We start from the raw sequence: 25,947 nt of genomic DNA on the forward strand, positions 1-25,947 counted from the left end.
GGGCCCTTCTGCGTGCTTCTCCGCGCCGTGTCAGCGCTGGCGCGCCGACGTCACCCGGTACACGTCGTAGACGCCCTCGACGCCGCGCACGGCCTTCAGGACGTGCCCGAGGTGCTTGGGGTCGCCCATCTCGAAGGTGAAGCGCGAGGTGGCCACCCGGTCGCGGGAGGTCTGGACGGCGGCGGACAGGATGTTGACGTGCTGGTCGGACAGGACACGCGTGACGTCCGACAGCAGACGGGACCGGTCCAGCGCCTCGACCTGGATGGCGACCAGGAAGACCGAGGACTGGGTCGGCGCCCACTCGACGTCGATGATCCGCTCGGGCTGCTGCGAGAGCGACTCGACGTTCACGCAGTCCGCCCGGTGCACGGAGACGCCGTTGCCGCGGGTGACGAAGCCGATGATCGGGTCGCCCGGCACCGGGGTGCAGCAGCGGGACAGCTTGACCCAGACGTCCTTCTCGCCCTTGACGATGACACCCGGGTCGGCGGCCGAGCGGCGCTTGGTGCGGCTGCGCGACGGGGTCGTGACCTCGGCGATGTCCTCGGTCGCGCCCTCCTCACCGCCCAGGGCCTCGACGAGTTTGTGCACGACGGACTGCGCGGTGATGTGCCCCTCGCCGATCGCCGCGTAGAGCGCGGAGATGTCGGGGTAGCGCATCTCGTGGGCGAGCGTGACGAGCGAGTCGCCGGTGAGCACCCGCTGGATCGGCAGGTTCTGCTTGCGCATCGCACGCGCGATGGCTTCCTTGCCCTGCTCGACGGCCTCCTCGCGGCGCTCCTTGGAGAACCAGGCGCGGATCTTGTTGCGGGCGCGCGGGGACTTGACGAAGCCGAGCCAGTCGCGGGACGGGCCGGCGCCCGCCGCCTTGGAGGTGAAGACCTCCACGGTGTCGCCGTTGTCGAGGGTCGACTCCAGCGGCACCAGGCGGCCGTTGACCCGCGCCCCTATCGTGCGGTGGCCGACCTCGGTGTGGACTGCGTACGCGAAGTCGACGGGGGTCGCGCCGGCGGGCAGCGCGATGACATCACCCTTGGGGGTGAAGACGAAGACCTCGTTGCGGGACAGGTCGAAGCGCAGCGACTCCAGGAACTCGCCCGGGTCCTCCGTCTCCTTCTGCCAGTCGAGCAACTGCCGCAGCCACGCCATGTCGTTGACGGCGTCGTCCTTCTTGGCGGACTTCGGGCTGTCGGTGCGCACCTTGGAGGCGCCGGCGACGGCCTCCTGCTTGTACTTCCAGTGCGCCGCGATGCCGTACTCGGCGCGGCGGTGCATGTCGAAGGTGCGGATCTGGATCTCGACCGGCTTGCCGCTGGGCCCGATGACCGTCGTGTGGAGCGACTGGTACATGTTGAACTTGGGCATCGCGATGTAGTCCTTGAACCGCCCCGGCACCGGGTTCCACCGCGCGTGGATGGTGCCCAGCGCCGCGTAGCAGTCGCGGACGGTGTCGACCAGGACGCGGATGCCCACCAGGTCGTAGATCTCGGCGAAGTCCCGGCCCCGCACGATCATCTTCTGGTAGACGCTGTAGTAGTGCTTGGGGCGACCGGTGACGGTCGCCTTGATGCGGGCGGCGCGCAGGTCCTGCTGCACCTGGTCGGTGACGACCGCCAGGTACTCGTCCCGCTTGGGGGCACGCTCGGCGACCAGCCGGACGATCTCGTCGTACATCTTGGGGTAGAGGATCGCGAACGCGAGGTCCTCCAGCTCCCACTTGATGGTGTTCATGCCCAGCCGGTGCGCCAGCGGGGCGTAGATCTCCAGCGTCTCGCGGGCCTTCTTCTCCTGCTTCTCCCGCTTGAGGTAACGCATGGTGCGCATGTTGTGCAGGCGGTCCGCGAGCTTGATGACCAGCACGCGCGGGTCCTTCGCCATGGCGACGACCATCTTGCGCACCGTCTCGGCCTGCGCGGCCTCGCCGAACTTGACCTTGTCCAGCTTGGTGACGCCGTCCACCAGCAGCGCGACGGAGTCGCCGAAGTCGCGGCGCAGCGCGTCCAGGCCGTACTCGGTGTCCTCGACGGTGTCGTGCAGCAGCCCGGCCATCAGCGTCGCCGGGTCCATGCCCAGCTCGGCCAGGATCGTCGTGACCGCCAGCGGGTGCGTGATGTACGGGTCGCCGCTCTTGCGCTTCTGGCCGCGGTGCCAGCGCTCGGCGACCTGGTAGGCGCGCTCGATCTGGCGCAGCTGCGACGTGTCGCCCTTGGGGTCGTTGCTGCGGACTATGCGCAGCAGGGGCTCCAGGACCGGGTTGTACGGGCTGGAACGCTGGACGCCGAGCCGGGCGAGACGGGCACGAACACGGTTGGAGGAGGTGGCGGGCCGGTTCGGGGCCACGCTCCCGGGAGTGCGTGCGGGCCGGGCGGCGGGGGTCGCCGGGGCGGCGGGAGCGGGCCCTGCGGCCTTGCTCTCCGCGGGTGCGGCGGGCGCGACGGGAGGAGCCGCGGAGAGGGCAGCCGCCTGCTTCCCGTCTGCGGTCGTCGTCGGCTGAGCCTGCCTGGCCTCTTCTTGCAAGGGCACTCCTTCTGGTCCCCTCCCGGCCGGAGACGGGCGAGGAGGGAGGTTCCGAGACACCATGGTAGCGATCTGACCGGGTGGACCGCGTCCCGTCCGCCCCGTGGACCCCCCGCAACGCCCGGAGGCGGGCCCCGGACCGCTTCCGGGCCGGGAGCCCGCCTCCCGCCGTCGAGCCGCCGACGGGCTGGTCAGGCCCTCGGCGCCCGCGGTCGTCCCGGCATCCCCGCGTCCTCGCGTCCCCGCATCCGGACATGCGTGTGGCGCCGGAGCCGGGACTCTGGCGCCACACGTCGGAGAAGGGTGCTCAGACCGCGATCAGTGCCTCCAGGGGGGCACCGCCCAGGGACCGGGCGAGGCGGGCGCGCCCGCCGAGGAAGCCCAGTTCCAGGAGGACCGCGACACCGGCGACGTCGGCGCCGGTGCGGCGGATCAGCTCCAGGGACGCCTCCGCCGTGCCGCCGGTGGCGAGCACGTCGTCGATGACCAGGACCCGGTCACCGGCCGAGAAGGCGTCCTGGTGGACCTCGATCTCGGCGGTGCCGTACTCCAGCTCGTACGCCTGGCCCAGCGTCGCCCCGGGCAGCTTGCCCGCCTTGCGCACGGGCACGAACCCGAGTCCGGCGCGGGCGGCCGCCGGGGCGGCGAGGATGAACCCGCGCGCCTCGAGGCCGACGACCTTGTCGGCGCCGTGCCGGGCACAGAGCCCGGCCAGGGCGTCGATCAGCGCGTTGAACGCCGCGGGGTCGGCCAGCAGCGGGGTGATGTCCTTGAACGTCACGCCCGGCTTCGGGTGGTCGGGCACGTCCCGTATGCGGCTGAGCAGCAGGCTGCGCAGCCCTTCCGGGGTGGCGTCCGCGATGGTCATCGGTGGTGTTCCTCGGTCCTTCGTCGCTGCGACTCGTCGAACGTCCGCTGCGTCCTCAGCGGCGCTTGCCGGAGGGACGGTTGCGGCTGCGGTTGCGGGCCGGCTGGTTGCGCTGGCCGCCGACGACGGCGGCACCCGCGTGGGTGTCGTCCTCCGCCGGTCCGCCGTCCTCGTCCGCGGGGATCCCGTCCTGCGGCTCGTCCACGCCGTCCTCGCCGCGGCGGGCGTCGGCGGCGCGCTTGGCGAGCACGCGCTTGCGCAGCGCCTTCATCTCCGGGGCGCGCTCCTTGAGGTCCGCGACCAGCGGGGTCGCGATGAAGATCGAGGAGTACGCACCGGCGGTGAGGCCGACGAAGAGCGACAGGGCGATGTCGTTGAGCATGCCCGCGCCGAGCAGACCGCCGCCGACGAAGAGCAGGCCCGCCACCGGGAGCAGCGCCACGACCGTGGTGTTGATCGAACGCACCAGGGTCTGGTTGAGGCTGCGGTTGGCCAGCTCGCTGTACGTGTAGCGGTTCTGCTTGGTGATGTCCTTGGTGGACTCCTTCAGACCGTCGAAGACGACGACGGTGTCGTAGAGGGAGTAACCGAGGACGGTCAGCAGGCCGATCACGGTGCCCGGGGTGACCTCGAAGCCCACGATGGCGTAGACGCCGATGGTGATCGTGAGGTCGTGGATCAGGGCGATCAGCGCGGCCACGGCCTTGCGCCACTCGAAGGCGATCGCCAGGTAGATCGTCACCAGGACCATGAAGATCACCAGGCCCTGGAAGGCCTTCTTGGAGATCTCGTCGCCCCAGCTCGGACCGATGATCTGCGGGTCGATGTCCGCCGACTTGACGTTCAGGTCCTCGGCGATCTCGCCCTGGATCTTCTTCGCCTCGGTGAGCGAGATGTCGCTGATCTGGACGCGGACGGCGCCCGTGCCGAGCTTCTGCACGATGGCCTGGTGGCCACCGGTGTTGCCGGCGATCTTGTCCTGGACCTGGCTGACCGACATCTCGGTCTTCGGGGTCGTGAAGACCGCGCCACCGGAGAACTCGATGCCGAGCTTGAGGCCGTTGACGGCGAGACCGACGATCGCCGCGATGGTGATCAGGATCGAGACGCCGTACCAGAGCTTGCGCTTGCCGACGAAGTCGTAGGCGATCTCGCCTCGGTGCAGGCGGTGCCCGAGGTTGCCGAGCCGGGACATCAGGCCTCCTTGACGTCGGTACGGGCCGCGGGGCGGCGAGTGCGGCGCAGCGGGGGGTTGACGCCCAGGGCACGCGGGTCGAGCCCGGACCAGGGGTGTCCGCTGGCGTAGAACTTCTTGCGGGCCAGGATCGTCATCAGCGGCTTGGTGAAGAGGAACACCACGGCCACGTCGAGCAGCGTCGTCAGACCCAGGGTGAAGGCGAAGCCCTGCACCTTGCCGACCGAGACGACGAAGAGCACGGCGGCCGACAGGAACGACACGAAGTCCGAGACGAGGATCGTGCGGCGGGCGCGCGGCCAGCCACGGGCCACGGCCGGCTGCAGGGAGCGGCCCTCGCGCAGCTCGTCACGGATGCGTTCGAAGAAGACGATGAACGAGTCCGCGGTGATGCCGATGGCCACGATGGCGCCGCAGACCGCCGGCAGGTTCAGTGCGAAGCCGATGGCCGGGCCGAGCAGCGTCATGATCTCGTAGGTGAGGATCGCCGAGACGATGAGGCTCAGGATCGCCACGAAGCTCAGGCCGCGGTAGTAGGCGACCAGGTAGAGCACGACCAGGGCGAGGCCGACGCCGCCGGCGATGAGGCCGCCGTGCAGCTGCTCGCCGCCGACCGCCGCCGAGACCTTGGTGACGTCCGACTTGTCGAAGGTGAGCGGCAGGGAGCCGTAGGACAGGACGTTCGCCAGGTCCTGGGAGCTCTCCTGGGTGAAGCTGCCGTAGATCTCGGCGCTTCCGCTCAGGGTCTGGTTCACCGAGGGGGCGGAGACGACCTCGTTGTCCAGCACGATCGCGAACTGGTTGTTCGGCGGCTGCTGCTGGGACAGCTGAGAGGTGATCTTCGAGAAGGCCTTGGAGCCGGTGCCGTCGAAGTTCAGGGTGACGACCCAGCCGTTGCCGCCCTGGGTGTCGAACTGCGCGGCGGCCTTGCTGACGTTCTTGCCGTCGACCGCGGAGGGACCGAGGGCGTACTTGGCGCCGCCGTCCTGGCTGCACGCGACGATCTTGTCGGTCGGCTTGGCCTTGAGGTTCAGGTTGGCGCGCGTCTTCGCGTCGGAGCAGTCCAGCGCGGCGAGCTTCGCCTGCAGGTCCTCCGGGATGGAGGTGTCCAGCGTGCTCCCGGGGGCCGCGGCGCTCGCCGAAGGCGTCGGGGTCGGCGAGGGCGAGCCCGAAGCGGAGGCGGACGGCGTCGACGAGGCCTTCAGCGCGTCGGTGACGGCGCGGCCCTGCGTCGAGGCGCTCGCGGACGGGGAGCCGGGGACCTTGGCACCGGTGGAGGCGCTCGCGGACGGCGAGGCCGGGGACGAGGGCGAGCCCGAGGGGCTGGCGCCGGGCGACTCCGACGCCGCCGGGGCGTTGGCCACCTCGGCGAGCACCGGGCGGAAGTAGAGCTGGGCCGTGGTGCCGACCTGCTGCTCGGCCTGCGCGGCGTTGGTGCCCTTGGGGATGTTGACGATGATGTTCCGGTCGCCCTGGATCTGGCTTTCGGCTTCCGAGACACCAAGACCGTTGACACGCCGGTCGATGATCGCCTTGGCGGTGTCCATGTTGGTCTTGTTGATCGCGCCGGCCTGGTCGCTCTTGGCCGTCAGCGTGATGCTCGTACCGCCGGCGAGGTCGATGCCCAGCCGGGGGGTGGTGTGGCCGGAGAGGAACATCCCTCCGGTAAGCGCCACGATGGCCAGCAGGATCACTGCCAGCGCCCGCCCGGGGTATCCCTGGCTCCCCGAGGGCTTACGGCCCCTCTTCGGTGCTGCCACCTTCTCGATTCTCCCTGTCCAACCGCCCTGCGGACCTGCGCGCGCAGCAGGGCGGCACGATGAGTAGTACGGACTTGCCGAACCTGAAACGTACCGGCCGGGCCGTTACTTCTTGTCGGTGCCGTCCGTCTTGGAGGCGTCCTCGGTCACGCCCTCGTCGGCGGTCTTGCTCAGGTCGACGTGCTCGTCGGCCTTCTCGACGTCCTCGACGTCCTCGGCGTCGTGCGCCTCGAGCTCGGGCTCCGGGTCGATGCCGTGGACGACACGGTCGTACTCGGCCTGGTCGAGGACGGCGGCGATGGCGTTCTTCGCGAAGTGCGCGTGGACGCCGTCGGCCAGCTCCAGCAGGACCGTGTCCTCGTTGACCTCCTTGACGACGGCGTACATGCCGCCGATCGTCCGGACGCCCGAGCCGGGGGACATCTGGTCACGCATCTGCGTGGCCTGGCGCTGACGGTTCTTCGCGGAACGGGTCATCAGCAGCATGACACCGATGATCAGGACGAAAGGCAGGATTTGAACCAGATTCATGGTGTCTTGACGATCCTTCGCACGGCCGCTGGGGCCTGGTCTACGGGATTGTGGGTGTCGGTCCCGGAGGCACGACGTCGGCGGAGTCTAAGCGTTCGTTCGCCGGTGGAACAACGCCAAGCATTACACCGAGGTTCCTGCGGCGGCGAGTCTCCCCGCCGTCAAGGGCCGAACAGCCCGTCTTGCCCGGGTCCGCCGCCCTGTGGCGGCACGAGTCCAAGGTGTGCCCAGGCAGCGGGAGTGGCTACGCGGCCACGGGGTGTGCGCGCCAGGAGCCCCTCGCGCACCAGGAACGGCTCGGCCACCTCCTCCACCGTCTCCCGCTCCTCCCCCACGGCCACCGCCAGTGTCGACAGCCCCACCGGACCGCCGCCGAAGAGCCCCAGCAGGGCCTGCAGCACGGCGCGGTCCAGCCGGTCCAGGCCGCGGCCGTCGACCTCGTACACGTCCAGTGCCCGGGCGGCGACCTCGCGCGTGACCACGCCGTCGACCTTCACCTGCGCGAAGTCCCGTACGCGGCGCAGGAGTCGGTTGGCGATGCGCGGGGTGCCCCGGGAGCGGCCGGCGATCTCCGCAGCCCCCTCGGGCTCGATCTCGACGTCCAGCAGGCGCGCGGAGCGGTGGATGACCCGCTCCAGCTCGGCCGGGGCGTAGAACTCCATGTGGCCGGTGAAGCCGAAGCGGTCGCGCAGCGGCGGCGGCAGCAGACCGGCCCGGGTCGTGGCGCCGACCAGGGTGAACGGCGGCAGCTCGAGGGGGATGGCGGTGGCGCCGGGTCCCTTGCCGACGATGACGTCGACCCGGAAGTCCTCCATCGCCATGTAGAGCATCTCCTCGGCGGGCCGGGACATCCGGTGGATCTCGTCGAGGAAGAGCACCTCGCCCTCGGCGAGGGAGGAGAGGATCGCCGCGAGGTCCCCGGCGTGCTGGATGGCGGGGCCGGAGGTGATGCGGATCGGGGCGCCCATCTCGGCCGCGATGATCATCGACAGGGTCGTCTTGCCGAGCCCGGGGGCGCCGGAGAGCAGCACGTGGTCCGCGGTGCCGCCCCGCTGGCGCGCGGCCTTCAGCACCAGGTCGAGCTGCTCGCGGACCCGCTCCTGGCCGACGAACTCCTCCAGCGCCTTGGGCCGCAGCGCCGCCTCGACGGCCTGGTCCTCGCCGTCTGCGGCAGCGCCGACGAGACGGTCGGCGGTGGTCGGTACGGACTCGTCGTCCCAGTTCACTTCGGTGCGCCTTACGCTCGGCGGGCTACGGTCAGCGGGCTCGGTTCAGGGTCTGCAGGGCGGCCCGCAGGAGGGCGCCGACCTGCGGCTCGGCGCTCGCCTCCGCCTGCGGCGTCACCGCGGCCACGGCCTCCTCCGCCTCGCGCGGCTGGTAGCCCAGGCCGATCAGCGCGGCGTGCAGCTGCTCGCGCCAGGAGGCGGGCCCTGCGGCCACCGCGGGGCGTGCGACGCCCGCCGCGCCCACGGGGGCGCCGAGGCGGTCCCTCAGCTCCAGCAGCAGCCGCTGGGCGCCCTTCTTGCCGATGCCCGGGACGGCGGTCAGGGCCTTCTCATCGCCGGTGGCGACGGCCGTGCGCAGCGCGTCGGGGCTGTGCACCGCGAGCATGGCCTGGGCGAGCCGGGGACCGACGCCGCTGGCGGTCTGCAGCAGTTCGAAGACCTGGCGCTCGTCGTCGTCGGCGAAGCCGTAGAGGGTGAGGGAGTCCTCGCGGACGACGAGGGAGGTGGCGAGCCGGGCCTGCTCCCCCAGGCGCAGCGATGCCAGGGTGCCCGGGGAGCACTGGACGGCCATGCCGATGCCACCGACCTCGATCACCGCGATGTCCGGGGCGAGGGCGGCGACGGGCCCGCTGACGAAGGCGATCATGTGCTGGGCTCCTGGGTTCGTGCTCGGGCGACGGCCTGCTGGAGGCGGTTGGTCGCGGTGCCGCGCCAGATGTGACAGATGGCGAGCGCCAGCGCGTCGGCGGCGTCGGCGGGCTTCGGTGGGGCGTCGAGCCGCAGCAGCCGGGTGACCATGGCACCGACCTGTGCCTTGTCGGCCCGGCCGCTGCCGGTGACGGCGGCCTTGACCTCGCTGGGGGTGTGCAGGTGGACGGGCAGGCCGCGGCGGGAGGCGCAGAGCATGGCGACGGCGCTGGCCTGGGCCGTGCCCATCACGGTGCGCACGTTGTGCTGGCTGAACACCCGTTCCACGGCGACGGCTTGGGGCGCGTACTCGTCCAGCCAGGCCTCTATGCCGCGCTCGATCAGCACCAGGCGATGGCCGATGTCGGCCTCCGCCGGGGTGCGGACGACCCCGACGCCGGCCATGCGCAGCGGCTTGCCGGGGGCACCGTCCACCACGCCCACGCCGCAGCGGGTCAGCCCCGGGTCCACACCCAGCACACGCACCGCGCCCCTCCCTCCCTCGGACAGCCGTTCAAGCGGCCCCTGGAGGCTATCGGGTGCCACCGACAACGACGGCGGCCCGGTGGGGGTGTGTCCTCCCCACGGGCCGCCGTCCTGCCGTACGTCCTGCCGGACCGGATCAGGCCTCGACCTTCTCCATGATCTCGTCGGAGACGTCGAAGTTGGCGAAGACGTTCTGCACGTCGTCGCTGTCCTCGAGCGCGTCGATGAGCTTGAAGATCTTGCGCGCGCCCTCCTCGTCCAGCTCCACCTGCATGGTGGGGACGAAGTTGGCCTCGGCGGAGTCGTAGTCGATGCCCGCATCCTGGAGCGCCGAGCGCACCGCGACGAGGTCGGTCGCCTCGCTGAGCACCTCGAAGGACTCACCGAGGTCGTTGACCTCCTCGGCGCCCGCGTCCAGGACCGCGCCGAGCACGTCGTCCTCGTTGAGCTCGCCCTTGGGGACGATCACGACGCCCTTGCGGTTGAACAGGTAGGACACCGAGCCGGGGTCGGCCATGGAGCCGCCGTTGCGGGTCATGGCGACGCGCACGTCGGAGGCGGCGCGGTTGCGGTTGTCGGTGAGGCACTCGATGAGCACCGCGACACCGTTGGGGCCGTAGCCCTCGTACATGATCGTCTCGTAGTCGGCACCGCCCGCCTCGAGCCCGGCACCGCGCTTGACCGCGCTGTCGATGTTCTTGTTGGGCACCGAGCTCTTCTTCGCCTTCTGGATGGCGTCGAAGAGGGTCGGGTTACCGGAGATGTCGGCGCCGCCCGCGCGGGCGGCGACCTCGATGTTCTTGATCAGCTTCGCGAAGAGCTTGCCGCGCTTGGCGTCGATCACGGCCTTCTTGTGCTTCGTCGTAGCCCATTTAGAGTGGCCGGACATCAGCCTGTCTCCTTCACGTCACCGATTGCTTCACGAACACTGCGATCCTACCGGGATCACCTCACCGGGCGGCGCGCACCATGTCGACGAAGTACCGGTGCACCCGGTGGTCCCCGGTCAGTTCGGGGTGGAACGAGGTGGCCAGGAGGTTGCCCTGGCGCACGGCGACGACCGTTCCGTCGTCGAGCCGGGCCAGCGTGGCGACCCCGCTGCCGGTGGACTCGACCCAGGGTGCGCGGATGAAGACGCCCTCGACCGGGCCGCCTTCCACGCCCTCGACCTCGACCGCGGTCTCGAAGGACTCGTTCTGCCGGCCGAAGGCGTTGCGGCGCACGATCATGTCGATCCCGCCGAAGGTCTCCTGGTCGTCCCTGCCGTCCAGGATCTTGTCGGCGAGCATGATCATCCCGGCGCAGGTGCCGTAGACCGGAAGCCCGTCCCGGATGCGGTCGCGCAGCGGCTCCATCATGCCGAAGAGCGTGGCGAGCTTGGACATCGTGGTCGACTCGCCGCCCGGGACCACCAGACCGTCCACCTCGGCCAGTTCCTCGGGCCGCCGCACGGGGCGGGCCAGGGCGTCGGCCTCGGCGAGCGCGACCAGGTGCTCGCGGACGTCGCCCTGCAGGGCGAGGACTCCGATGGTCGGGGTGCTGCTGGACACGGGCTGGGACCTTCCGGAACGTCGGGTGGGGCAACGGACGATGGGCAGGCCGTCGCCGGCCTGCCCATCGCGGGGCGTGGGGCGCCTACCAGCCGCGGTTGGCGTAGCGCTCGGCCTCGGGGAGGGTGTCGCAGTTGATGCCGACCATGGCCTCACCCAGGTTGCGGGAGGCGTCCGCGATGATCTTGGGGTCGTCGTAGAAGGTGGTGGCCTTCACGATGGCGGCGGCCCGCTTGGCGGGGTCGCCGGACTTGAAGATGCCGGAGCCGACGAAGACGCCCTCGGCGCCGAGCTGGCGCATCAGCGCCGCGTCGGCAGGGGTGGCGACACCGCCCGCGGAGAACAGCACGACCGGCAGCTTGCCGAGCTCGGCGACCTCCTTGACGAGCTCGTACGGGGCGCGCAGCTCCTTGGCCGCGGCGTACAGCTCGTGGTTGTCGTAGCCGCGCAGGCGGGCGATCTCGTTCTTGATCTGGCGCAGGTGACGGACGGCCTCGACCACGTTGCCGGTGCCGGCCTCGCCCTTGGAGCGGATCATGGCCGCGCCTTCGGCGATGCGGCGCAGGGCCTCGCCCAGGTTGGTGGCGCCGCAGACGAAGGGCGTGGTGAAGGCCCACTTGTCGGAGTGGTTGACCTCGTCGGCCGGGGTGAGCACCTCGGACTCGTCGATGTAGTCGACGCCGAGCGACTGCAGGACCTGGGCCTCGACGAAGTGGCCGATGCGGGACTTGGCCATCACCGGGATCGAGACGGCGTCGATGATGCCCTCGATCATGTCCGGGTCGGACATGCGGGCCACGCCGCCGTCCTTGCGGATGTCGGCGGGGACCCGCTCCAGCGCCATGACGGCGACGGCGCCCGCGTCCTCGGCGATCTTGGCCTGCTCGGGGGTGACGACGTCCATGATCACGCCACCCTTGAGCTGCTCGGCCATACCGCGCTTGACGCGGGCGGTGCCGGTCTCGGGGGACTCGGGGGTGCTGGGAAGCGTGGTGGACACGGGGACCTCACTCGGAGACTCAACTGCAGGGTCACGGCAGCCCACGGCGTCTGCGGGCCTCCTCACGGACGGCCGGCGGAACACCGATGGCTGCTCTGTGTTTCATGGTGGACCGCACGAAGTGGACCGCAAAAGGGCCAATCGCTCCTCAGTGGCCTGCCACGCCCTCCGCGGTCAGGACGACCGGGGGCTCGTCGTCCATCTCGAACGTCACCGGCTGCGCCGCGTGCCCGGCGAGCCGGAACCAGCGCACCTTGCGGTGCTCGCGCAGCGCCCTGGCGGCGCGCACGGCGTCGTTGTGGAAGCGCCGCGCCATCGGCACCCGGCGTACCGCCTGGGTGAGCTCGCGCGCGGCCTCGTCGCCGCCGGGGGCGGCCCGGACGGCGTCGACCGCGTCGGACTCGGCGAAGACCGCGCGCAGCGCCTGGCTGAGTTCGCTCTCGGCCACCTCGCGCTGTTCGTCCAGGGCCTGCCGGGCGGAGTGCGCGGCCTCGTAGAGCACGATGCTCGCCGCCGGGTCCAGCACCCCCGCCGTGGCCAGCTCCTGGGCCACGGAGGCCCTGCGCAGCAGCTGCGCGTCCAGCGCGGCCCGGGCGGCGTCGATACGGGCGTGCAGGCGGTCCAGCCGGCCCGCGGTCCAGCTCAGGTAGAGGCCGACGGCGACCAGCGCCACGGCGACCCAGATGAAGGTGGTCACGGGCCGCAAGGCTACCGGTGCGCCCGGTGCGGCCCACCGGGCGGCGGACCGCCGGGGCGCCGGCGGCGGGCTTCGGTCGCGGGCTTCGGTCGCGGGTGGCGGTTCCGGGGTCAGTCGCGGGCGAAGCCCAAGCGGGCCCGCAGGCCCACCCGCTCGTCGGCGGCGACCGCCACGGCGCCGGCGGTGACGGTCTCGTACACCGCGAGGATGTCGGCGGCCACGACCGACCAGTCGAAGCGCCGGACGTGCCGGGAGCCCAGCTCGCGCAGCTGGGCACGCCGCTCGGCGTCGCCCAGGAGCCGTACGGCGGAGGCGGCCAGCGCGTCCGGGTCCTCGTTGGGGAAGAGCTCGCCGGCCGCGCCCCCGTCGAGCACCTGGCGGAAGGCGTCCAGGTCGCTGGCGAGCACCGGCGCCCCGGCCGACATGGCCTCGACCAGGATGATGCCGAAGCTCTCGCCGCCGGTGTTGGGCGCCACGTACAGGTCGACGCTGCGCAGCAGCCGCGCCTTGTCCTCGTCGCTGACCATGCCGAGGAACTCGACCCGGTCGCGCATCTCCTTGGGCAGGCCCTCCACGGCCTCGGCCTCGTCGCCGCGCCCGGCGACCAGCAGCCGGGTGCCCGGCTGCTGGGCGAGGATCTTCGGCAGGGCCTTCATCAGCACGGGCAGGCCCTTGCGGGGCTCGTCGATCCGCCCGATGAAGCCGATGGTCCTCCCCCTGTCTTCGCCGGGGGGACCTCCGCCCTGCCACTCCGTCTTCGGCTCGGCGTCGGCGAAGAAGCCCACGTCGACGCCGTTCGGGATGACCACGGCGTCCCCGCCCAGGTGCTCGACCAGGGTGCGCCGGGCGTACTCGCTGACCGCGATGCGGGCGCTGATCTTCTCCAGCGCCGCCTGCAGGATCGGGTAGGCGGCGATCATCGCCCGGGAGCGCGGGTTGGAGGTGTGGAAGGTGGCCACGATCGGCCCCTGCGCGGCCCAGCAGGTCAGCAGGCCGAGGGAGGGCGAGGAGGGCTCGTGGACGTGGATGACGTCGAAGGCGCCCTCGTGGAGCCAGCGGCGCACCCGCGCGGCCGACAGGAAGCCGAAGTTCAGCCGCGCGACCGAGCCGTTGTACGGCACGGGCACGGCACGGCCGGAGGAGGTGACGTACGGCGGCAGCGGGGTGTCGTCGTCGGCCGGCGCCAGGACGGAGACCTCGTGGCCGAGCGCGATGAGGTGCTCGGCGAGGTCGCGGATGTGGAACTGGACGCCGCCTGGGACGTCCCACGAGTACGGGCTGACGATCCCGATCCTCAAGGCTTCTCCGTTCCGGAGCGGTCGGTGGGGTCGCCGGACACCGGGGAGGACGCCGCTTCGCGCCCTGCCGGTTGCCCGGCGGGCGCGTCCGCCCGCGGTTCCAGGTCGGCGAGCCACAGCCGCTGCAGCATGTGCCAGTCCTCGGGGTGCGCGGCGATGCCGGCGGCGAAGACGTCCGCCAGGCGCTGCGTCATGACGGCGGTCCGCTCCGCCCGCGTGCCGTCCTCCGGCACCTCGATCGGTGCGTGGACCTGGCCCTGGAGGTTGGGCGAGTCGTCGTACCACAAGGTGACCGGCAGCAGCAGCGCCCCGGTCTGCTGGGCGAGGAGCGCGGGGCCCGCGGGCATGCGCGTGGCCTCGCCGAAGAAGTCCACCTCGACGCCGGAGGAGGACAGGTCGCGGTCGGCGACCAGGCACACCAGGCCGCCGCCGCGCAGCCGCCGGGCCAGCGCGCCGAAGGCGGCGCCGCCGGTGTGCGGCAGTACCTCCATGCCCAGGCCCTCGCGGTAGGCGACGAAGCGGTCGTACAGGCTCTCGGGCTTGAGCCGCTCGGCGACGGTGGCGAAGGGCACCCCGAGCCGGGTGGTGACCCAGGCGCCCGCGAGGTCCCAGTTGGCCATGTGCGGCAGGGCGAGGACGACGCCGCGGCCGGAGGCCAGGCCGTCCTCGAGGTGGTGCAGGTCCTTGCAGTCGAACGCGGAGCGGATGCGTTCCTTACTCCAGGCCGGCAGCCGGAAGGACTCCATCCAGTAGCGCAGGTACGAGCGCATGCCGGCCTTCGACAGCTCCCGCAGCCGCGCCTCGTCGGCGTCGGGCACGACCCTGGCCAGGTTGGACTCCAGGCGCTGCACGCCCTTGCCGCGGCGGCTCCAGGCCAGGTCGGCGACGGACCGGCCGAGCCGCGCCGCAGCGGGTTCCGGCAGCCGTTTGACCGCACCCCAGCCCAGTCCGTACAGCGCGTCGGTCAGCCCGTCCTTCACGCCCGCCCGCTCCCTTCGTGCGCCGCCGCGTCGGCCTCGAAGGCCTCGCGGCGCACGGTGATCACCCGCTGCACCAGCGTCACCAGGCTGCCGACGGCCACGATCCACAGGGCGATCGGCAGCAGCCACTGGATGCCGGGGACGCCGAACTTGTGGAGCCCCGCGAAGCCGCAGGCCACCAGTGAGATCACCAGTCGCTCGGCCCGTTCGACCAGGCCGTTGACCGCGACCGGCAGTCCGATGCTCTCACCGCGCGCCTTGGTGTACGAGACCACCTGGCCGCTGGCGAGGCAGAAGATCGTCACCGCGCACAGCACGAGGTCGTCCCCGCCCCCGGCGTACCAGAGCGCCAGCCCGCCGAAGATGGCCGCGTCGGCCACCCGGTCCAGGGTGGAGTCCAGGAAGGCGCCCCAGCGGCTGGAGACGCCCGCCTGGCGGGCCATGTTGCCGTCCACCAGGTCCGAGAAGACGAACAGGGTGATGACGACCGTGCCCCAGAAGAACTCGCCCCTGGGGTAGAAGACCAGCGCTCCCGCGACCACGCCTCCCGTGCCGATCAGCGTGACCGTGTCCGGGCTGACGCCCCGGCGGAGCAGAAACGCGGCGAACGGTGTGAGGACACGCGTGAAGAAAGCACGCGCGTACTTGTTCAGCATGGCCTTCCCGGAGGTTCGTGGGGTGCACCGGCACGACCCCGTCGGCCGTCCGGCTGGCCCATCGTAGCCAGGCGCGTTCCGCGGCAGGTCCGTGGCTCCCGTCCTACCGCGGCACGTACGACGTATGGACGCACCGTGACGGGCGTGGGAAGGTCGAATTACCGCGGGCGTCACTGCAGACCGCCCTGGGCGGGTGGTCTCCCGTGGCGCCAGTCCCCATGCCGTGACGGACCGGGAGGCGAGGCACATGGGCGACAGGAGAGACGCAGGTCCGGGAGCCGCCGGAAGGGCATTGGCGGCCGGCCGGCCCCAGGATGTACGCAACGTGGTGCTGGTCGGCCACAGTGGCTCCGGGAAGACGACGCTGGTCGAGGCGCTCGCCCTGGCGACAGGGGCGGTGAACCGCGCCGGACACGTGGCCGACGGCGGGACCGTCTCCGACCACGACGAGATCGAACACCGTCAGCAACGCTCGGTACAGCTCTCGCTGGTACCGGTGGAGTGGGACGGAATCAAGATCAATCTGCTGGACACCCCCGGGTACGCCGACTTCGTGGGGGAACTCAGGGCCGGTCTGCGGGCAGCGGACGCGGCCCTCTTCGTCGTCTCGGCGGCCGACGGCGTCGACGGCGCCACCCGGATGGTCTGGGAGGAGTGCGCGGCGGTCGGCATGCCGCGTGCGGTCGTCGTCACGCACCTGGAGGCGGCACGGGCCGACTTCGAGGAGATGACCGAGACGTGCCGTGAGGCCTTCGGGGGCGACTCCCCCGACTCGGTGCTGCCGCTGTACCTCCCGCTCCACGGGGAGGAGACCGCGGACGGCCACACACCCGTGACCGGGCTCATCGGCCTGCTGTCGCAGCGGGTCTACGACTACTCCTCCGGCAAGCGCGAGGAGCGCCCGCCGGACGAGGCGCAGCTGCCCGCGATGGACGACGCGCGCGCCCGGCTGATCGAGGGGATCATCGCCGAGAGCGAGGACGAGACCCTCATGGACCGCTACCTGGGCGGCGAGGAGCTCGACCTCAAGACGCTGGTCCAGGACCTGGAGCGTGCCGTGGCGCGCGGCTCCTTCCACCCCGTGCTGGCCGCCGCGCCGGCCGCGGAGGGCTGCAAGCAGGGCATCGGCACCGTGGAACTGCTGGAACTGGTCACCGGCGGCTTCCCGACGCCGCTGGAACGTGAGGTCCCCCAGGTCAGCACGCCCCAGGGGACGTCGCACGCGCAGCTCACCTGCGATCCGGACGGACCGCTGGCCGCCGAGGTCGTGAAGACCTCCTCCGACCCGTACGTGGGGCGGATCAGCCTCGTGCGGGTGTTCTCCGGCACCCTGCGCCCCGACGAGACCGTCCACGTCTCCGGCCACGGCCTGGAGGACCGCGGCCACGAGGACCACGACGTCGACGAGCGCGTCGGCGCCCTGTCCTCGCCCTTCGGCAAACAGCAGCGGACGGTGCCGCACTGCGTGGCCGGCGACCTGGCCTGCGTCGCCAAGCTGACCCGCGCGGAGACCGGCGACACGCTCTCCGCCAAGGACGACCCGCTGCTCATGGAGCCCTGGCTGATGCCGGACCCCCTGCTGCCGGTCGCGATCCAGGCGCACAGCAAGGCCGACGAGGACAAGCTCTCCGTCGGCCTGTCCCGGCTCGTCGCCGAGGACCCCACGATGCGGCTGGAGCAGAACCCCGACACCCGGCAGGTCGTGCTGTGGTGCCTGGGCGAGGCCCACATGGACGTGGCGCTGGAGCGGCTGCGCACGCGCTACGGCGTGCAGGTCGACGCCGTGCCGCACAAGGTGGCGCTCCGCGAGACCTTCGGCGAGAAGTCGACGGCGCGCGGACGGCACGTCAAGCAGTCCGGCGGGCACGGCCAGTACGCCATCTGCGACATCGAGGTCGAACCGCTGCCGGTCGGCTCCGGCATCCAGTTCGTCGACAAGGTCGTCGGAGGCGCGGTACCGCGGCAGTTCATCCCCTCGGTGGAGAAGGGCGTCCGCGCCCAGGCCGCCAAGGGCGTGGCCCTCGGCTTCCCGGTCGAGGACATCCGCATCACCCTGGTCGACGGCAAGGCGCACTCGGTGGACTCCTCCGACGCCGCCTTCCAGACCGCGGGCGCGCTCGCCCTGCGCGAGGCGGCCACGCAGTGCCGCATCCACCTGCTGGAACCGGTCAGCGAGATCCGCGTCATGGTGCCGGACGAGTACGTCGGGCCGGTGATGAGCGACCTGTCCGGGCGCCGCGGACGGGTGCTGGGCACCGAACCGGTCGGCCTGGGACGCACGTTGGTGCGGGCCGAGGTACCGGAGATCGAGATCGGGCGCTACGCGGTCGACCTGCGGTCGCTGTCGCACGGCACCGGACGGTACGGCCGCAGCTACGCCCGGCACGAGCCGATGCCGCCCCAGCTGGCGCAGAAGCTGAGGGAGCAGCACGCCCAGGAGTCCGGCAAGTAACCCCCGTACGGGGGACGTTGGCGGCCCGGCGGAACGATCTTCTTCCGCCGGGCCGATGACGCACGTCACACCCCCCGTATACGCTGGGTGGGCGGCCTCGCAGGTGTGCCGGTGCCGCGACCGGGGAAAGGGCCGTGCGGGTTCACGTCCGCACGGGCGGGGACCAGAAGGGGGCGGCAGTGACCGACGGTTTCGACTTCCTGAGCCCGGGCGCGCAGATACCGCTGAGCGGTGTCGACGGGCAGACGGGGGCCACCCAGGCCCTCGCGTCGGCCGCGTACCGCGACAGTCCCATGGATGCCCTCGCCACGGCCGACGCGGGCAAGTCGTCGGTCAAGGAGGCGAAGGTCAAGCTGCTGCAGGCGAACCTGGGCGAGGCCTTCGCCCGCGCCGTGCAGAACCGGATGCTGGGCGCCTCCCGGAACGAGCTGGTGCAGTCCTTCGGCGCGGAGCCGCAGACCGTCGTCGAGCACTGCCTGGCCGCCAACCGGATCCGCCAGGAGCGCGACAACAAGCTGACGGCCGTGATGGTCGTGTTCGGCCTGCTCTTCCTGCCCGGGATGCTGGTCTGGCTGGGCGCCTTCCAACTGCGGGCCCTCGTACGGAGGTCCGAGGGCTCCCGGGCAGGGCTGCTCGGCTCGGTGGTGCTGCTCGTGGTCGGCTTCTTCGCCGTCCTCTTCGTCGTCAACCCGCCGCTCACCGGCTTCTGGTCGCAGTACCTGCGGGTGATGATGGTGGCCCCGGTCCTCGGCTGGTTCTGGGCGAAGCGGCTCTGCGAGCAGACCGCCAAGGACCTGCGCGAACGCTGGGCGGGGCTGGTCTCGGGCAGCGGCGTCGGCGCGAAGATCCCCGAGGCCGTGCCGCGCAACCCCAACCAGACCCGGGCCGAGAAGCTGCGCCAGAGCCTGGCCAAGCTCTCCGCCGAGCAGCAGAGCAACGTGGTCTTCTACCAAGGCCCCAAGGGCGTGCTCGGCATGGGCGCCCGGTGGGGCGCCTGGCACATGGCCGAGGAGCTGACGCCCCGCGAAGGGCTGAGCGAGATCCACCCCTTCCGCAGCTGGGACGTCATCAAGGTGATCCACGGCAAGTTGCGCGGCCTGCAGCGCGGCCCGCTGCACACCGGTGGTTTCCCCAAGCCGCTGATACAGCACTGGGTCGTCTCCCACGTCGGCGAGGGCGCCAAGAAGATCACCCGGCCCACCGGCTCCGACGTCGACGGCTACACCGTCCGCGACTTCGAGATCCAGCGGATCTGCAACGAGCAGCAGTTCGACAAGGGCAACCGGCACTACCTGGGTCTGCAGTTCGTGGTCTGGGACGGTCAGCTGGTGATCACCATGATGGTCACCGTGACCGTGCTGGCGAGCACGCTGCGGATCGAGGTGACCGGGCACGCGCTCGGACCGGTGCACTCCCTGTTCACCACGGCACCGGAGGCCAAGGAGAAGGAGATAGCCCACCCGGTCAAGTTCTGGGAGACGAAGAAGGTGCAGCTGCCGCTCGTGACGAGCGACGAGGTGGTGCGGCTGGCCGCCCGCGCCCCCCTGACCCGTTTCCCCCAGGTGCTCGACCACCTCGGCGGCAAGATCGTCCTGCCCGAGCCCTTCGGTCTGCGGCACAGCTGGGCCTCACAGCCCTGGAACCACCGTTTCATGGCCGACGACGCCCTGCGCGCCGCCACCCCCGTGCTGCGGGCGGTGCACTCCGCGGCCATCACCGTCATGGAGGAGAACGGGGTGGACGTCTCGAAGTTCAACAACCGCTCGGGCATATTGAGCAACATGGTGCAGGACGCCTCGCCCAGCGAGGCCGACGTCTACTGACGGGCCCCGGGGCGGACGGCCCGCGCGCCGCCCGGCCCCGGCCCGGTCGGCGGGACGGACCGGGTCAGCCGGCCGGCCAGGCGTCGGCGAGCATCTTGCGGGTGTCGGCGAGGAGCTGCGGCAGCACCTTGGTGTGGCCGACCACCGGCATGAAGTTGGTGTCGCCGCCCCAGCGCGGCACCACGTGCTGGTGCAGGTGCGCGGCGATCCCGGCGCCCGCCACGGTGCCCTGGTTCATGCCGATGTTGAAGCCGTGCGCGCCCGAGGCCGAGCGCAGCGCGACCATGGCGCGCTTGGTGAACTCGGCGAGCTCGATGGTCTCCGGCCCGTCGAGGTCGGTGTAGTCCGCGACGTGACGGTAGGGCACCACCATCAGGTGGCCGCCGTTGTACGGGTAGAGGTTGAGGACCGCGTAGACGGCGTCGCCGCGCGCGATGACGAGCCCGTCCTCGTCGCTCATCTCCGGAATCGCACAGAAGGGGCAGCCGTCGCCGGCCCCTGGGCCGGTCGGCTTGTTCTCGCCCTGGATGTACGCCATGCGGTGCGGCGTCCACAGGCGCTGGAACGCGTCCTGCGTCCCGACTCCGTTCTGCAGTTCCGGCTCACTCGTCATGCCTTGCAGCATATGGCGTCGTCCCGGCCCTGCGTGTCGCCGGGGGCGCTCCCGCGTGCGGGGCACGATGCTGGCTCCATGCCCATGGATGACGACCGGCGGCTGCGGGAGTGGGAGCGTCGGGGCAGTGTGCCGCTGTCCATCGCGTCCCTGGTGTTCCTCGTCACGTACGCGGTGCGCGTGCTCGTCCCGGACCTGCCGCCCGAATGGTCCGACCTGCTGCTGACGGTCACCGTCGTGACCTGGGGACTCTTCGTGCTGGACTACCTGGTCCGGGTGGCCGTCGCGCCCCACCGCTGGAGTTACGTCCGCCGCCGCTGGCTCGACCTGGTCGTGGTGGTCCTGCCGCTGCTGCGCCCGCTGCGTCTGCTGCAGATCTACGGGAGGGTCCAGGACCTCCACAAGCAGCCGCGGTTCTCCCTGGAGGCCCGGGTGATGGGGTACGCGGGGCTCAGCGCGCTGCTCCTCGGCTTCGCGGCGAGCCTGCAGGTGTACGCGGACGAGCACAACGCGCCCGGCGCGCAGATCCGCACCTACGGCCAGTCGGTGTGGTGGCTGTGCTCCACGATCACCACGACCGGCTACGGCGACCTCGTGCCGGTGACGGTGCGCGGACGGGTGATCGCGGTGGGGGTGATGTTCCTGGGCGTCGTCCTGATCGGCGCGGTCGTCGGGTCGTTCTCGGCCTGGCTCACGCAGAGCTTCCGCCGTGCCGACGAGCGGCCGGACGCGGGCGGGCCCCCGGAGGGCTGACCTCCGGGGGCCCGTCGCCGTGCGTCGTTCCGGCGGCTCAGACCTGGACGCGGTCCTCGACGGCCTTGGCGATCTCGGCGATCGCCTCGTCGCGCGGGATGCCGTTCTTCTGCGAGCCGTCCCGGTAGCGGAAGGAGACCGAGCCCGCCGCCATGTCCTCGTCGCCGACGATGACCATGAACGGCACCTTGCTGCGCTGCGCGTTGCGGATCTTCTTCTGCATCCGGTCGGCGGAGGCGTCCACCTCGACGCGCAGGCCCTTCCTCTTCGCCTCGGCGGCGAACTCCTGCAGGTAGGACACGTGCGCGTCGCCGATCGGGATGCCGACCGCCTGGACGGGGGCCAGCCATGCCGGGAAGGCGCCCGCATAGTGCTCGAGCAGCACCGCGAAGAAGCGCTCGATGGAACCGAAGAGCGCGCGGTGGATCATGACCGGGCGCTGCTTGGTGCCGTCCGCCGCCGTGTACTCCAGGTCGAAGCGCTCGGGCAGGTTGAAGTCGAGCTGCACGGTCGACATCTGCCAGGTGCGGCCGATGGCGTCCTTGGCCTGGACGGAGATCTTCGGACCGTAGAACGCGGCGCCGCCCGGGTCGGGGACGAGCGGGAGGCCCTGCTTCTCGGCCACCTGCCGCAGCGTCTCGGTGGCCTCCTCCCAGATCTCGTCGGAGCCGACGAACTTCTCCGGGTCCTTGGTCGACAGCTCCAGGTAGAAGTCGGTCAGGCCGTAGTCGCGCAGCAGGTTGAGGACGAAGGTGAGCGTCTTGTCGAGCTCGTCCGCCATCTGCTCCTTGGTGCAGTAGATGTGCGCGTCGTCCTGGGTGAAACCGCGGGCCCGGGTGAGGCCGTGCACGACACCCGACTTCTCGTACCGGTACACGGTGCCGAACTCGAACAGGCGCAGCGGCAGTTCACGGTACGAGCGGCCGCGCGCGTCGAAGATCAGGTTGTGCATCGGGCAGTTCATGGGCTTGAGGTAGTAGTCCACGCCCTCGTCGAGCTGCATGGGCGGGTACATGCCGTCGGCGTACCAGTCCAGGTGGCCCGAGGTCTCGAAGAGCTTCCCCTTGGTGGCATGCGGGGTGTAGACGAACTCGTACCCCTCCTCCTCGTGCCGGCGGCGCGAGTAGTCCTCCATGACCCGGCGGACGATGCCGCCCTTGGGGTGGAAGACCGCCAGGCCCGAGCCGATCTGCTCCGGGATGGAGAACAGGTCGAGCTCGGAGCCGAGCTTGCGGTGGTCGCGCTTCTCGGCCTCGACGAGGAAATCCAGGTACTCCTTGAGCTCGTCCTTGGACGGCCAGGCGGTGCCGTAGATGCGCTGCAGCTGCTTGTTCTTCTCGCTGCCGCGCCAGTAGGCGGCGGCCGAGCGCATCAGCTTGAACGCCGGGACGAACCTGGTGCTGGGCAGGTGCGGACCGCGGCAGAGGTCCTTCCAGCACAGCTCGCCGGTCTTGGCGTCCAGGTTGTCGTAGATGGTCAGCTCGCCGGCGCCGACCTCGGCGGAGGCGCCCTCGGCGGCCTCGGCTGCGGAGCCCTTGAGGCCGATCAGCTCCAGCTTGTAGGGCTCGTCGGCGAGTTCCTCGCGGGCCGCGTCGTCGCCGACGGCACGGCGGGAGAAGCGCTGGCCGCGCTTGACGATCTCCTGCATCTTCTTCTCGATGCGCTTGAGGTCGTCGGGGTGGAAGGGCTTCTCGACGTCGAAGTCGTAGTAGAAACCGTCCTTGATCGGCGGGCCGATGCCGAGCTTGGCCTCCGGGAAAAGCTCCTGCACGGCCTGGGCCATCACGTGCGCGGTGGAGTGGCGCAGGATGTTGAGGCCGTCCTCGCTGGCGATCCCGACGGGCTCGACCTCGTCGCCGTCGGCGACCTCGTAGGCGAGGTCCTTCAGCTGGCCCCCGACCCGCGCGGCGACGACGGTGCGGTCGCCGTCGAAGAGCTCGGCGGCCGTCGTGCCCGTCGTGACCAGCCGCTCTTCCTGCTCATCGGAATCGCGTTTGATGATCACACGGACGTCTGACACCGGTCTCTCCTGACGTATGTCCCACTGGGTCCGGCAGCGGAAAGCTGCACCGGTGAATCCTACCGAGCCGGGCGGGTGCCCCGCGAAGCGATGGCCCCCGGCGTCGGGGGCCCCCGCCCGGTGCGCCCCCCGGTCAGCCGCCGAAGGAGTCCTCGAAGGTGTCGACGCCGCCGTGCAGGGCCTTCATCAGCCGGTCGCGGTCGGCCTCGTCGACGTGGACGGGGGTCAGCGCCGACGGGTGGGTGAGGTGGCGGAAGCCGGTACGCCGTTCCAGCCGCCCGGAGAGCCGGACCGGCAGCCCGACCAGGTGCGCCTGGGCCGCGATGCGGTACCCCTCCTCGGGCAGGCGGATGCGTACCTGGCGGACGTCCGCACCGGCCAGGACGCGCAGCCGGATGCTGCCGCCCCCGGAGGGGCGCGGCCGGCGCAGCCGGGTGACGGTGCCGGTGACGCGCACGTCGACCGAGGGTTCCTCGCGCACGTAACGCTCACTGGCGGCCTCCAGCGCGGGGAGGTCGCCAGGGGAGAACTCGACCGGCTCCGGCACCCTGGCGAACCCCACGGGCGGCCCGGCCGCCGGGGCCCAGGCGAGGGTGACCACCACGCCCTCGGTGCCGCGCACCATCCGGATCAGGGAGTCGGCCAGTTCGTGGCAGACGCCGAGGCCCACCGCCGCGTCGAAGGCCTCCATGCCGCCGGTGGTCCGCTGGTAGTCCACGGCGTCCCGGGCCGCCTGCAGCGCGCGCAGCAGCGTGGTCACGGTGCGGCGGCCCTCGGGGACCGGCGCGTACGCGGTGAGCTGGTGCCCCGGCGCGGCACCGACCAGCACCTGCTCCAGGAAGGCGTTGGCGTGCCCGGTGTGGCGCGCGCCGAAGTAGCCGAAGCGGTCCCGCTCGGCGCGGGCGGCGGACATGAGCATGGCGCGGGCGGCCGCGCGCAGCTGCTCCGCCGCCGTCCACGGCACGGCCGCGCCGGCGGCCGGCGGCAGCTCTTGGTGCCAGTGGATCTCGTCGCCGGGGACGGCGAGCGCGGTCAGCACCTCGCGCGCCGAGGGCTCGCCGCAGCGGGCGAGGGCGTCGAGGGCCTCGCCCAGCAGCTCGGCGTGGTCGGCGTAGCGGGCGCCCGCGGTACGCCGCTCGGGCACCAGGAGGCTGGTCCGGGCGGCGGACTCAGGCTCGCCCGGGGGCGTCCAGCGTGTGTAGCGGCCCGGGGCGCCGCCACGCCGCCGCCAGCCGTGGCGGACGAGCAGCGCGACGAGGACGCCGGGGTCGACCCGCTCGGGGTCGGGCGGGACGAGTGCGTCGTCTGCCGTCCGGCTCATCAGGGCCTCCCTCCCGCCCCGACCCGCGTCATGATCTCGCACAGGGCCCGGTCGTCGAAGATCCGCGCGGTGGGTATCCGCACGGTCGTCTTGCGCTTGCCGGTCGCGGCGTGACCGGCGAGGTTCGTCCAGTAGCAGCAGTGCCGCAGCTCCAGCCGGTCGTGGCCGGCACGCAGCCACTCCTCCTGGGTGCGCGGCACGAGCATCACCACGAGGATCTTGTGCACCGAGACCGGGGTCCGGGCCAGCTTCACCAGGTGCTCGTTCTCCAGGGTGAAGCCGAAGGTCGGACCGGGAGGCCGCGGGGCGACCTGGTAGGTGCACTTGAGCTGCACCTTGATCGTGACCTCGTCGTCCACACCGTGGCCGTGCGAACTGTGGCTTATGTGCCAGTCGATGCCGTTGTCCGGGAAGGGCTGGGCGAGCGAACAACCGGCGGCCGCCGCCACCGCGTGCAGATATCCCACTTGGAGGGTTTCCATGCAGCTGGTGGTGGCGAGTCCGCCGCGCAACGGTGCGTTCGGTTCGGACAGCAGCCCACCCGGGCCGGGCTGCTCGAGCGCCATCGCTCTCCGTGCCTTTCCGGGCGCGGGAATCCTAGTGATCCCCGTTGCCCTCTTCATCCCCACCAGCGACAAGTCGCAAACCGTTGCGGTTCGGTGACGTGCGGTCACGGGTACGTACCGTAAGGGCGGCCGCCGGCCGCCCGCATCCTGCGATCCGCACGGGAGGTGCGCCATGCCGCACTGGTACGACGGCCCGCTGGCCGCCTTCGACACGGAGACCACGGGGGTCGACGTGGAACACGACCGGGTGGTCTCGGCCGCGTTGGTGGTCGAGGACGCCCCCGGCATACCGGCCAGGACGACCCGCTGGCTGGTGGACCCGGGGGTCCCGGTGCCCGAAGGGGCCCGCGCGGTGCACGGGCTGGACGACGACTACCTCCGGGCGAACGGACGCCGTCCCGGCCCGGTGATGGAGGAACTGGCACGCGCGCTGGCCGACCAGGCCGCGGCCGGCGTGCCGCTCGTGGTGATGAACGCACCCTTCGACCTGACGCTGCTCGACCGGGAGTTGAAGCGCCACCGCGGCATGGCGCTCGACGCCTACCTGGTCCGCGGCCCGCTGCGCGTCCTCGACCCCCGGGTCCTGGACAAGCACCTCGACCGCTACCGCAAGGGCCGCCGCACCCTCACCGACCTCTGCGCGCACTACGGCGTGGTGCTGACCGACGCCCATGACGCCGCGGCGGACGCCCTCGCCGCGCTCGCGCTCGTACGGGTGCTGGGCCACCGCTTCGCCACACGGATCGGCGGGGTGCCGCCCGCCGAACTCCACGCCCGCCAGGCCCTCTGGCACGCCGGCCAGGCCCGCGGGCTGCAGGCGTGGTTCGCCCGCAGCGGCACCGACGACCGGGTCGACCCGGCCTGGCCGCTGCGGCCGACACCCGCGCGGGCCCCCGAGGAACCGGCGGCCTAGGCACACGCCGAAGGGCCGGTCCGTGATGGACC

The 25,947-nt window shown here is 71.6% G+C and carries 23 protein-coding genes; 4 read left to right on the forward strand and 19 right to left on the reverse strand.

Going from position 1 to position 25,947, the window contains the following annotated elements; translation table 11 throughout:
• Positions 1-30 precede the first annotated feature (30 nt).
• The 15 genes from PV410_RS14040 to pgsA all read right to left on the reverse strand — a co-directional run bounded on the left by PV410_RS14040 (position 31) and on the right by pgsA (position 15,454).
• Positions 31-2,583, reverse strand: coding sequence for a RelA/SpoT family protein (locus PV410_RS14040; RefSeq protein WP_500324435.1), 2,553 nt, complete (start codon positions 2,581-2,583; stop codon positions 31-33).
• 244 nt (positions 2,584-2,827) lie between these two features.
• The gene (locus tag PV410_RS14045) at positions 2,828-3,388 is read right to left on the reverse strand and encodes an adenine phosphoribosyltransferase (protein WP_499510796.1); all 561 of its coding nucleotides are present in this window, start codon (positions 3,386-3,388) and stop codon (positions 2,828-2,830) included.
• Positions 3,389-3,443: 55 nt separating this feature from the next.
• Positions 3,444-4,583 (reverse strand): protein translocase subunit SecF, encoded by a 1,140-nt coding sequence (secF, locus tag PV410_RS14050; protein ID WP_500324436.1) that lies wholly within the window; start codon positions 4,581-4,583, stop codon positions 3,444-3,446.
• Entirely contained in the window at positions 4,583-6,343 is a 1,761-nt protein-coding gene (gene secD, locus PV410_RS14055; protein WP_500324437.1) for a protein translocase subunit SecD, read from the reverse strand. The genes secF and secD overlap by 1 nt, the downstream gene beginning before the upstream one ends.
• Before the next feature lie 105 nt (positions 6,344-6,448).
• On the reverse strand, positions 6,449-6,874 hold the full coding sequence (yajC, locus tag PV410_RS14060) for a preprotein translocase subunit YajC (RefSeq protein WP_500324439.1): 426 nt from the start codon (positions 6,872-6,874) through the stop codon (positions 6,449-6,451).
• Between the two features lie 161 nt (positions 6,875-7,035).
• Positions 7,036-8,100 (reverse strand): Holliday junction branch migration DNA helicase RuvB, encoded by a 1,065-nt coding sequence (gene ruvB / locus PV410_RS14065; protein WP_500324441.1) that lies wholly within the window; start codon positions 8,098-8,100, stop codon positions 7,036-7,038.
• 31 nt (positions 8,101-8,131) lie between these two features.
• Positions 8,132-8,746: a Holliday junction branch migration protein RuvA gene (ruvA, locus tag PV410_RS14070; RefSeq protein WP_500324442.1), complete on the reverse strand. Its 615-nt coding sequence runs from the start codon at positions 8,744-8,746 to the stop codon at positions 8,132-8,134.
• Positions 8,743-9,273, reverse strand: coding sequence for a crossover junction endodeoxyribonuclease RuvC (ruvC, locus tag PV410_RS14075; RefSeq protein WP_499510802.1), 531 nt, complete (start codon positions 9,271-9,273; stop codon positions 8,743-8,745). The genes ruvA and ruvC overlap by 4 nt, the downstream gene beginning before the upstream one ends.
• Positions 9,274-9,409: 136 nt before the next feature.
• Positions 9,410-10,162: a YebC/PmpR family DNA-binding transcriptional regulator gene (locus PV410_RS14080; RefSeq protein WP_499510803.1), complete on the reverse strand. Its 753-nt coding sequence runs from the start codon at positions 10,160-10,162 to the stop codon at positions 9,410-9,412.
• Positions 10,163-10,223: 61 nt separating this feature from the next.
• Complete coding sequence (pdxT, locus tag PV410_RS14085; protein ID WP_500324444.1) at positions 10,224-10,823, reverse strand: pyridoxal 5'-phosphate synthase glutaminase subunit PdxT; 600 nt, start codon at positions 10,821-10,823, stop codon at positions 10,224-10,226.
• A gap of 85 nt (positions 10,824-10,908) precedes the next feature.
• Positions 10,909-11,823, reverse strand: coding sequence for a pyridoxal 5'-phosphate synthase lyase subunit PdxS (pdxS, locus tag PV410_RS14090; RefSeq protein WP_500324446.1), 915 nt, complete (start codon positions 11,821-11,823; stop codon positions 10,909-10,911).
• 148 nt (positions 11,824-11,971) lie between these two features.
• The gene (locus tag PV410_RS14095) at positions 11,972-12,529 is read right to left on the reverse strand and encodes a LemA family protein (protein ID WP_500324448.1); all 558 of its coding nucleotides are present in this window, start codon (positions 12,527-12,529) and stop codon (positions 11,972-11,974) included.
• A 101-nt stretch (positions 12,530-12,630) separates the two neighbouring features.
• Positions 12,631-13,818, reverse strand: a complete 1,188-nt coding sequence (locus tag PV410_RS14100) for a glycosyltransferase family 4 protein (RefSeq protein WP_500324449.1) — start codon at positions 13,816-13,818, stop codon at positions 12,631-12,633.
• On the reverse strand, positions 13,815-14,798 hold the full coding sequence (locus tag PV410_RS14105) for a phosphatidylinositol mannoside acyltransferase (RefSeq protein WP_500324451.1): 984 nt from the start codon (positions 14,796-14,798) through the stop codon (positions 13,815-13,817). Before PV410_RS14105 ends, PV410_RS14100 begins: the two co-directional genes overlap by 4 nt.
• Positions 14,795-15,454: a phosphatidylinositol phosphate synthase gene (gene pgsA / locus PV410_RS14110; RefSeq protein WP_499510809.1), complete on the reverse strand. Its 660-nt coding sequence runs from the start codon at positions 15,452-15,454 to the stop codon at positions 14,795-14,797. The genes PV410_RS14105 and pgsA overlap by 4 nt, the downstream gene beginning before the upstream one ends.
• 247 nt (positions 15,455-15,701) lie before the next feature.
• Here pgsA and PV410_RS14115 point away from each other — a divergent pair, with 247 nt between their 5' ends.
• Complete coding sequence (locus tag PV410_RS14115) at positions 15,702-17,906, forward strand: elongation factor G-like protein EF-G2 (RefSeq protein WP_500324452.1); 2,205 nt, start codon at positions 15,702-15,704, stop codon at positions 17,904-17,906.
• 179 nt (positions 17,907-18,085) lie between these two features.
• Positions 18,086-19,729 carry an AbeC-like domain-containing protein gene (locus PV410_RS14120; protein ID WP_500324454.1) on the forward strand — a complete coding sequence of 548 codons (1,644 nt, stop codon included), beginning with the start codon at positions 18,086-18,088 and terminating at the stop codon, positions 19,727-19,729.
• 64 nt (positions 19,730-19,793) lie between these two features.
• Here PV410_RS14120 and PV410_RS14125 read toward each other — a convergent pair whose 3' ends face one another.
• A complete protein-coding gene (locus PV410_RS14125; protein WP_499510812.1) occupies positions 19,794-20,354 on the reverse strand; it encodes an HIT family protein in 561 nt (186 codons plus the stop codon).
• Between the two features lie 66 nt (positions 20,355-20,420).
• Between PV410_RS14125 and PV410_RS14130 the strand changes: the two genes are divergently transcribed.
• Positions 20,421-21,095: a potassium channel family protein gene (locus PV410_RS14130; RefSeq protein ID WP_500324456.1), complete on the forward strand. Its 675-nt coding sequence runs from the start codon at positions 20,421-20,423 to the stop codon at positions 21,093-21,095.
• 37 nt (positions 21,096-21,132) lie between these two features.
• Here the strand turns inward: PV410_RS14130 and thrS are convergent, their stop codons facing one another.
• The 3 genes from thrS to PV410_RS14145 all read right to left on the reverse strand — a co-directional run bounded on the left by thrS (position 21,133) and on the right by PV410_RS14145 (position 25,002).
• On the reverse strand, positions 21,133-23,115 hold the full coding sequence (thrS, locus tag PV410_RS14135) for a threonine--tRNA ligase (RefSeq protein WP_499510814.1): 1,983 nt from the start codon (positions 23,113-23,115) through the stop codon (positions 21,133-21,135).
• A gap of 133 nt (positions 23,116-23,248) precedes the next feature.
• Positions 23,249-24,436, reverse strand: a complete 1,188-nt coding sequence (locus tag PV410_RS14140) for a hypothetical protein (RefSeq protein ID WP_500324458.1) — start codon at positions 24,434-24,436, stop codon at positions 23,249-23,251.
• On the reverse strand, positions 24,436-25,002 hold the full coding sequence (locus PV410_RS14145) for a DUF4365 domain-containing protein (RefSeq protein ID WP_499510816.1): 567 nt from the start codon (positions 25,000-25,002) through the stop codon (positions 24,436-24,438). Before PV410_RS14145 ends, PV410_RS14140 begins: the two co-directional genes overlap by 1 nt.
• A gap of 172 nt (positions 25,003-25,174) precedes the next feature.
• Between PV410_RS14145 and PV410_RS14150 the strand changes: the two genes are divergently transcribed.
• Positions 25,175-25,915, forward strand: coding sequence for an exonuclease domain-containing protein (locus tag PV410_RS14150; protein WP_500324460.1), 741 nt, complete (start codon positions 25,175-25,177; stop codon positions 25,913-25,915).
• Positions 25,916-25,947 lie beyond the last annotated feature (32 nt).

The sequence above is a fragment of the Streptomyces sp. PA03-5A genome (genome assembly GCF_033792725.1).
Taxonomy (GTDB): Bacteria; Actinomycetota; Actinomycetes; order Streptomycetales; family Streptomycetaceae; genus Actinacidiphila.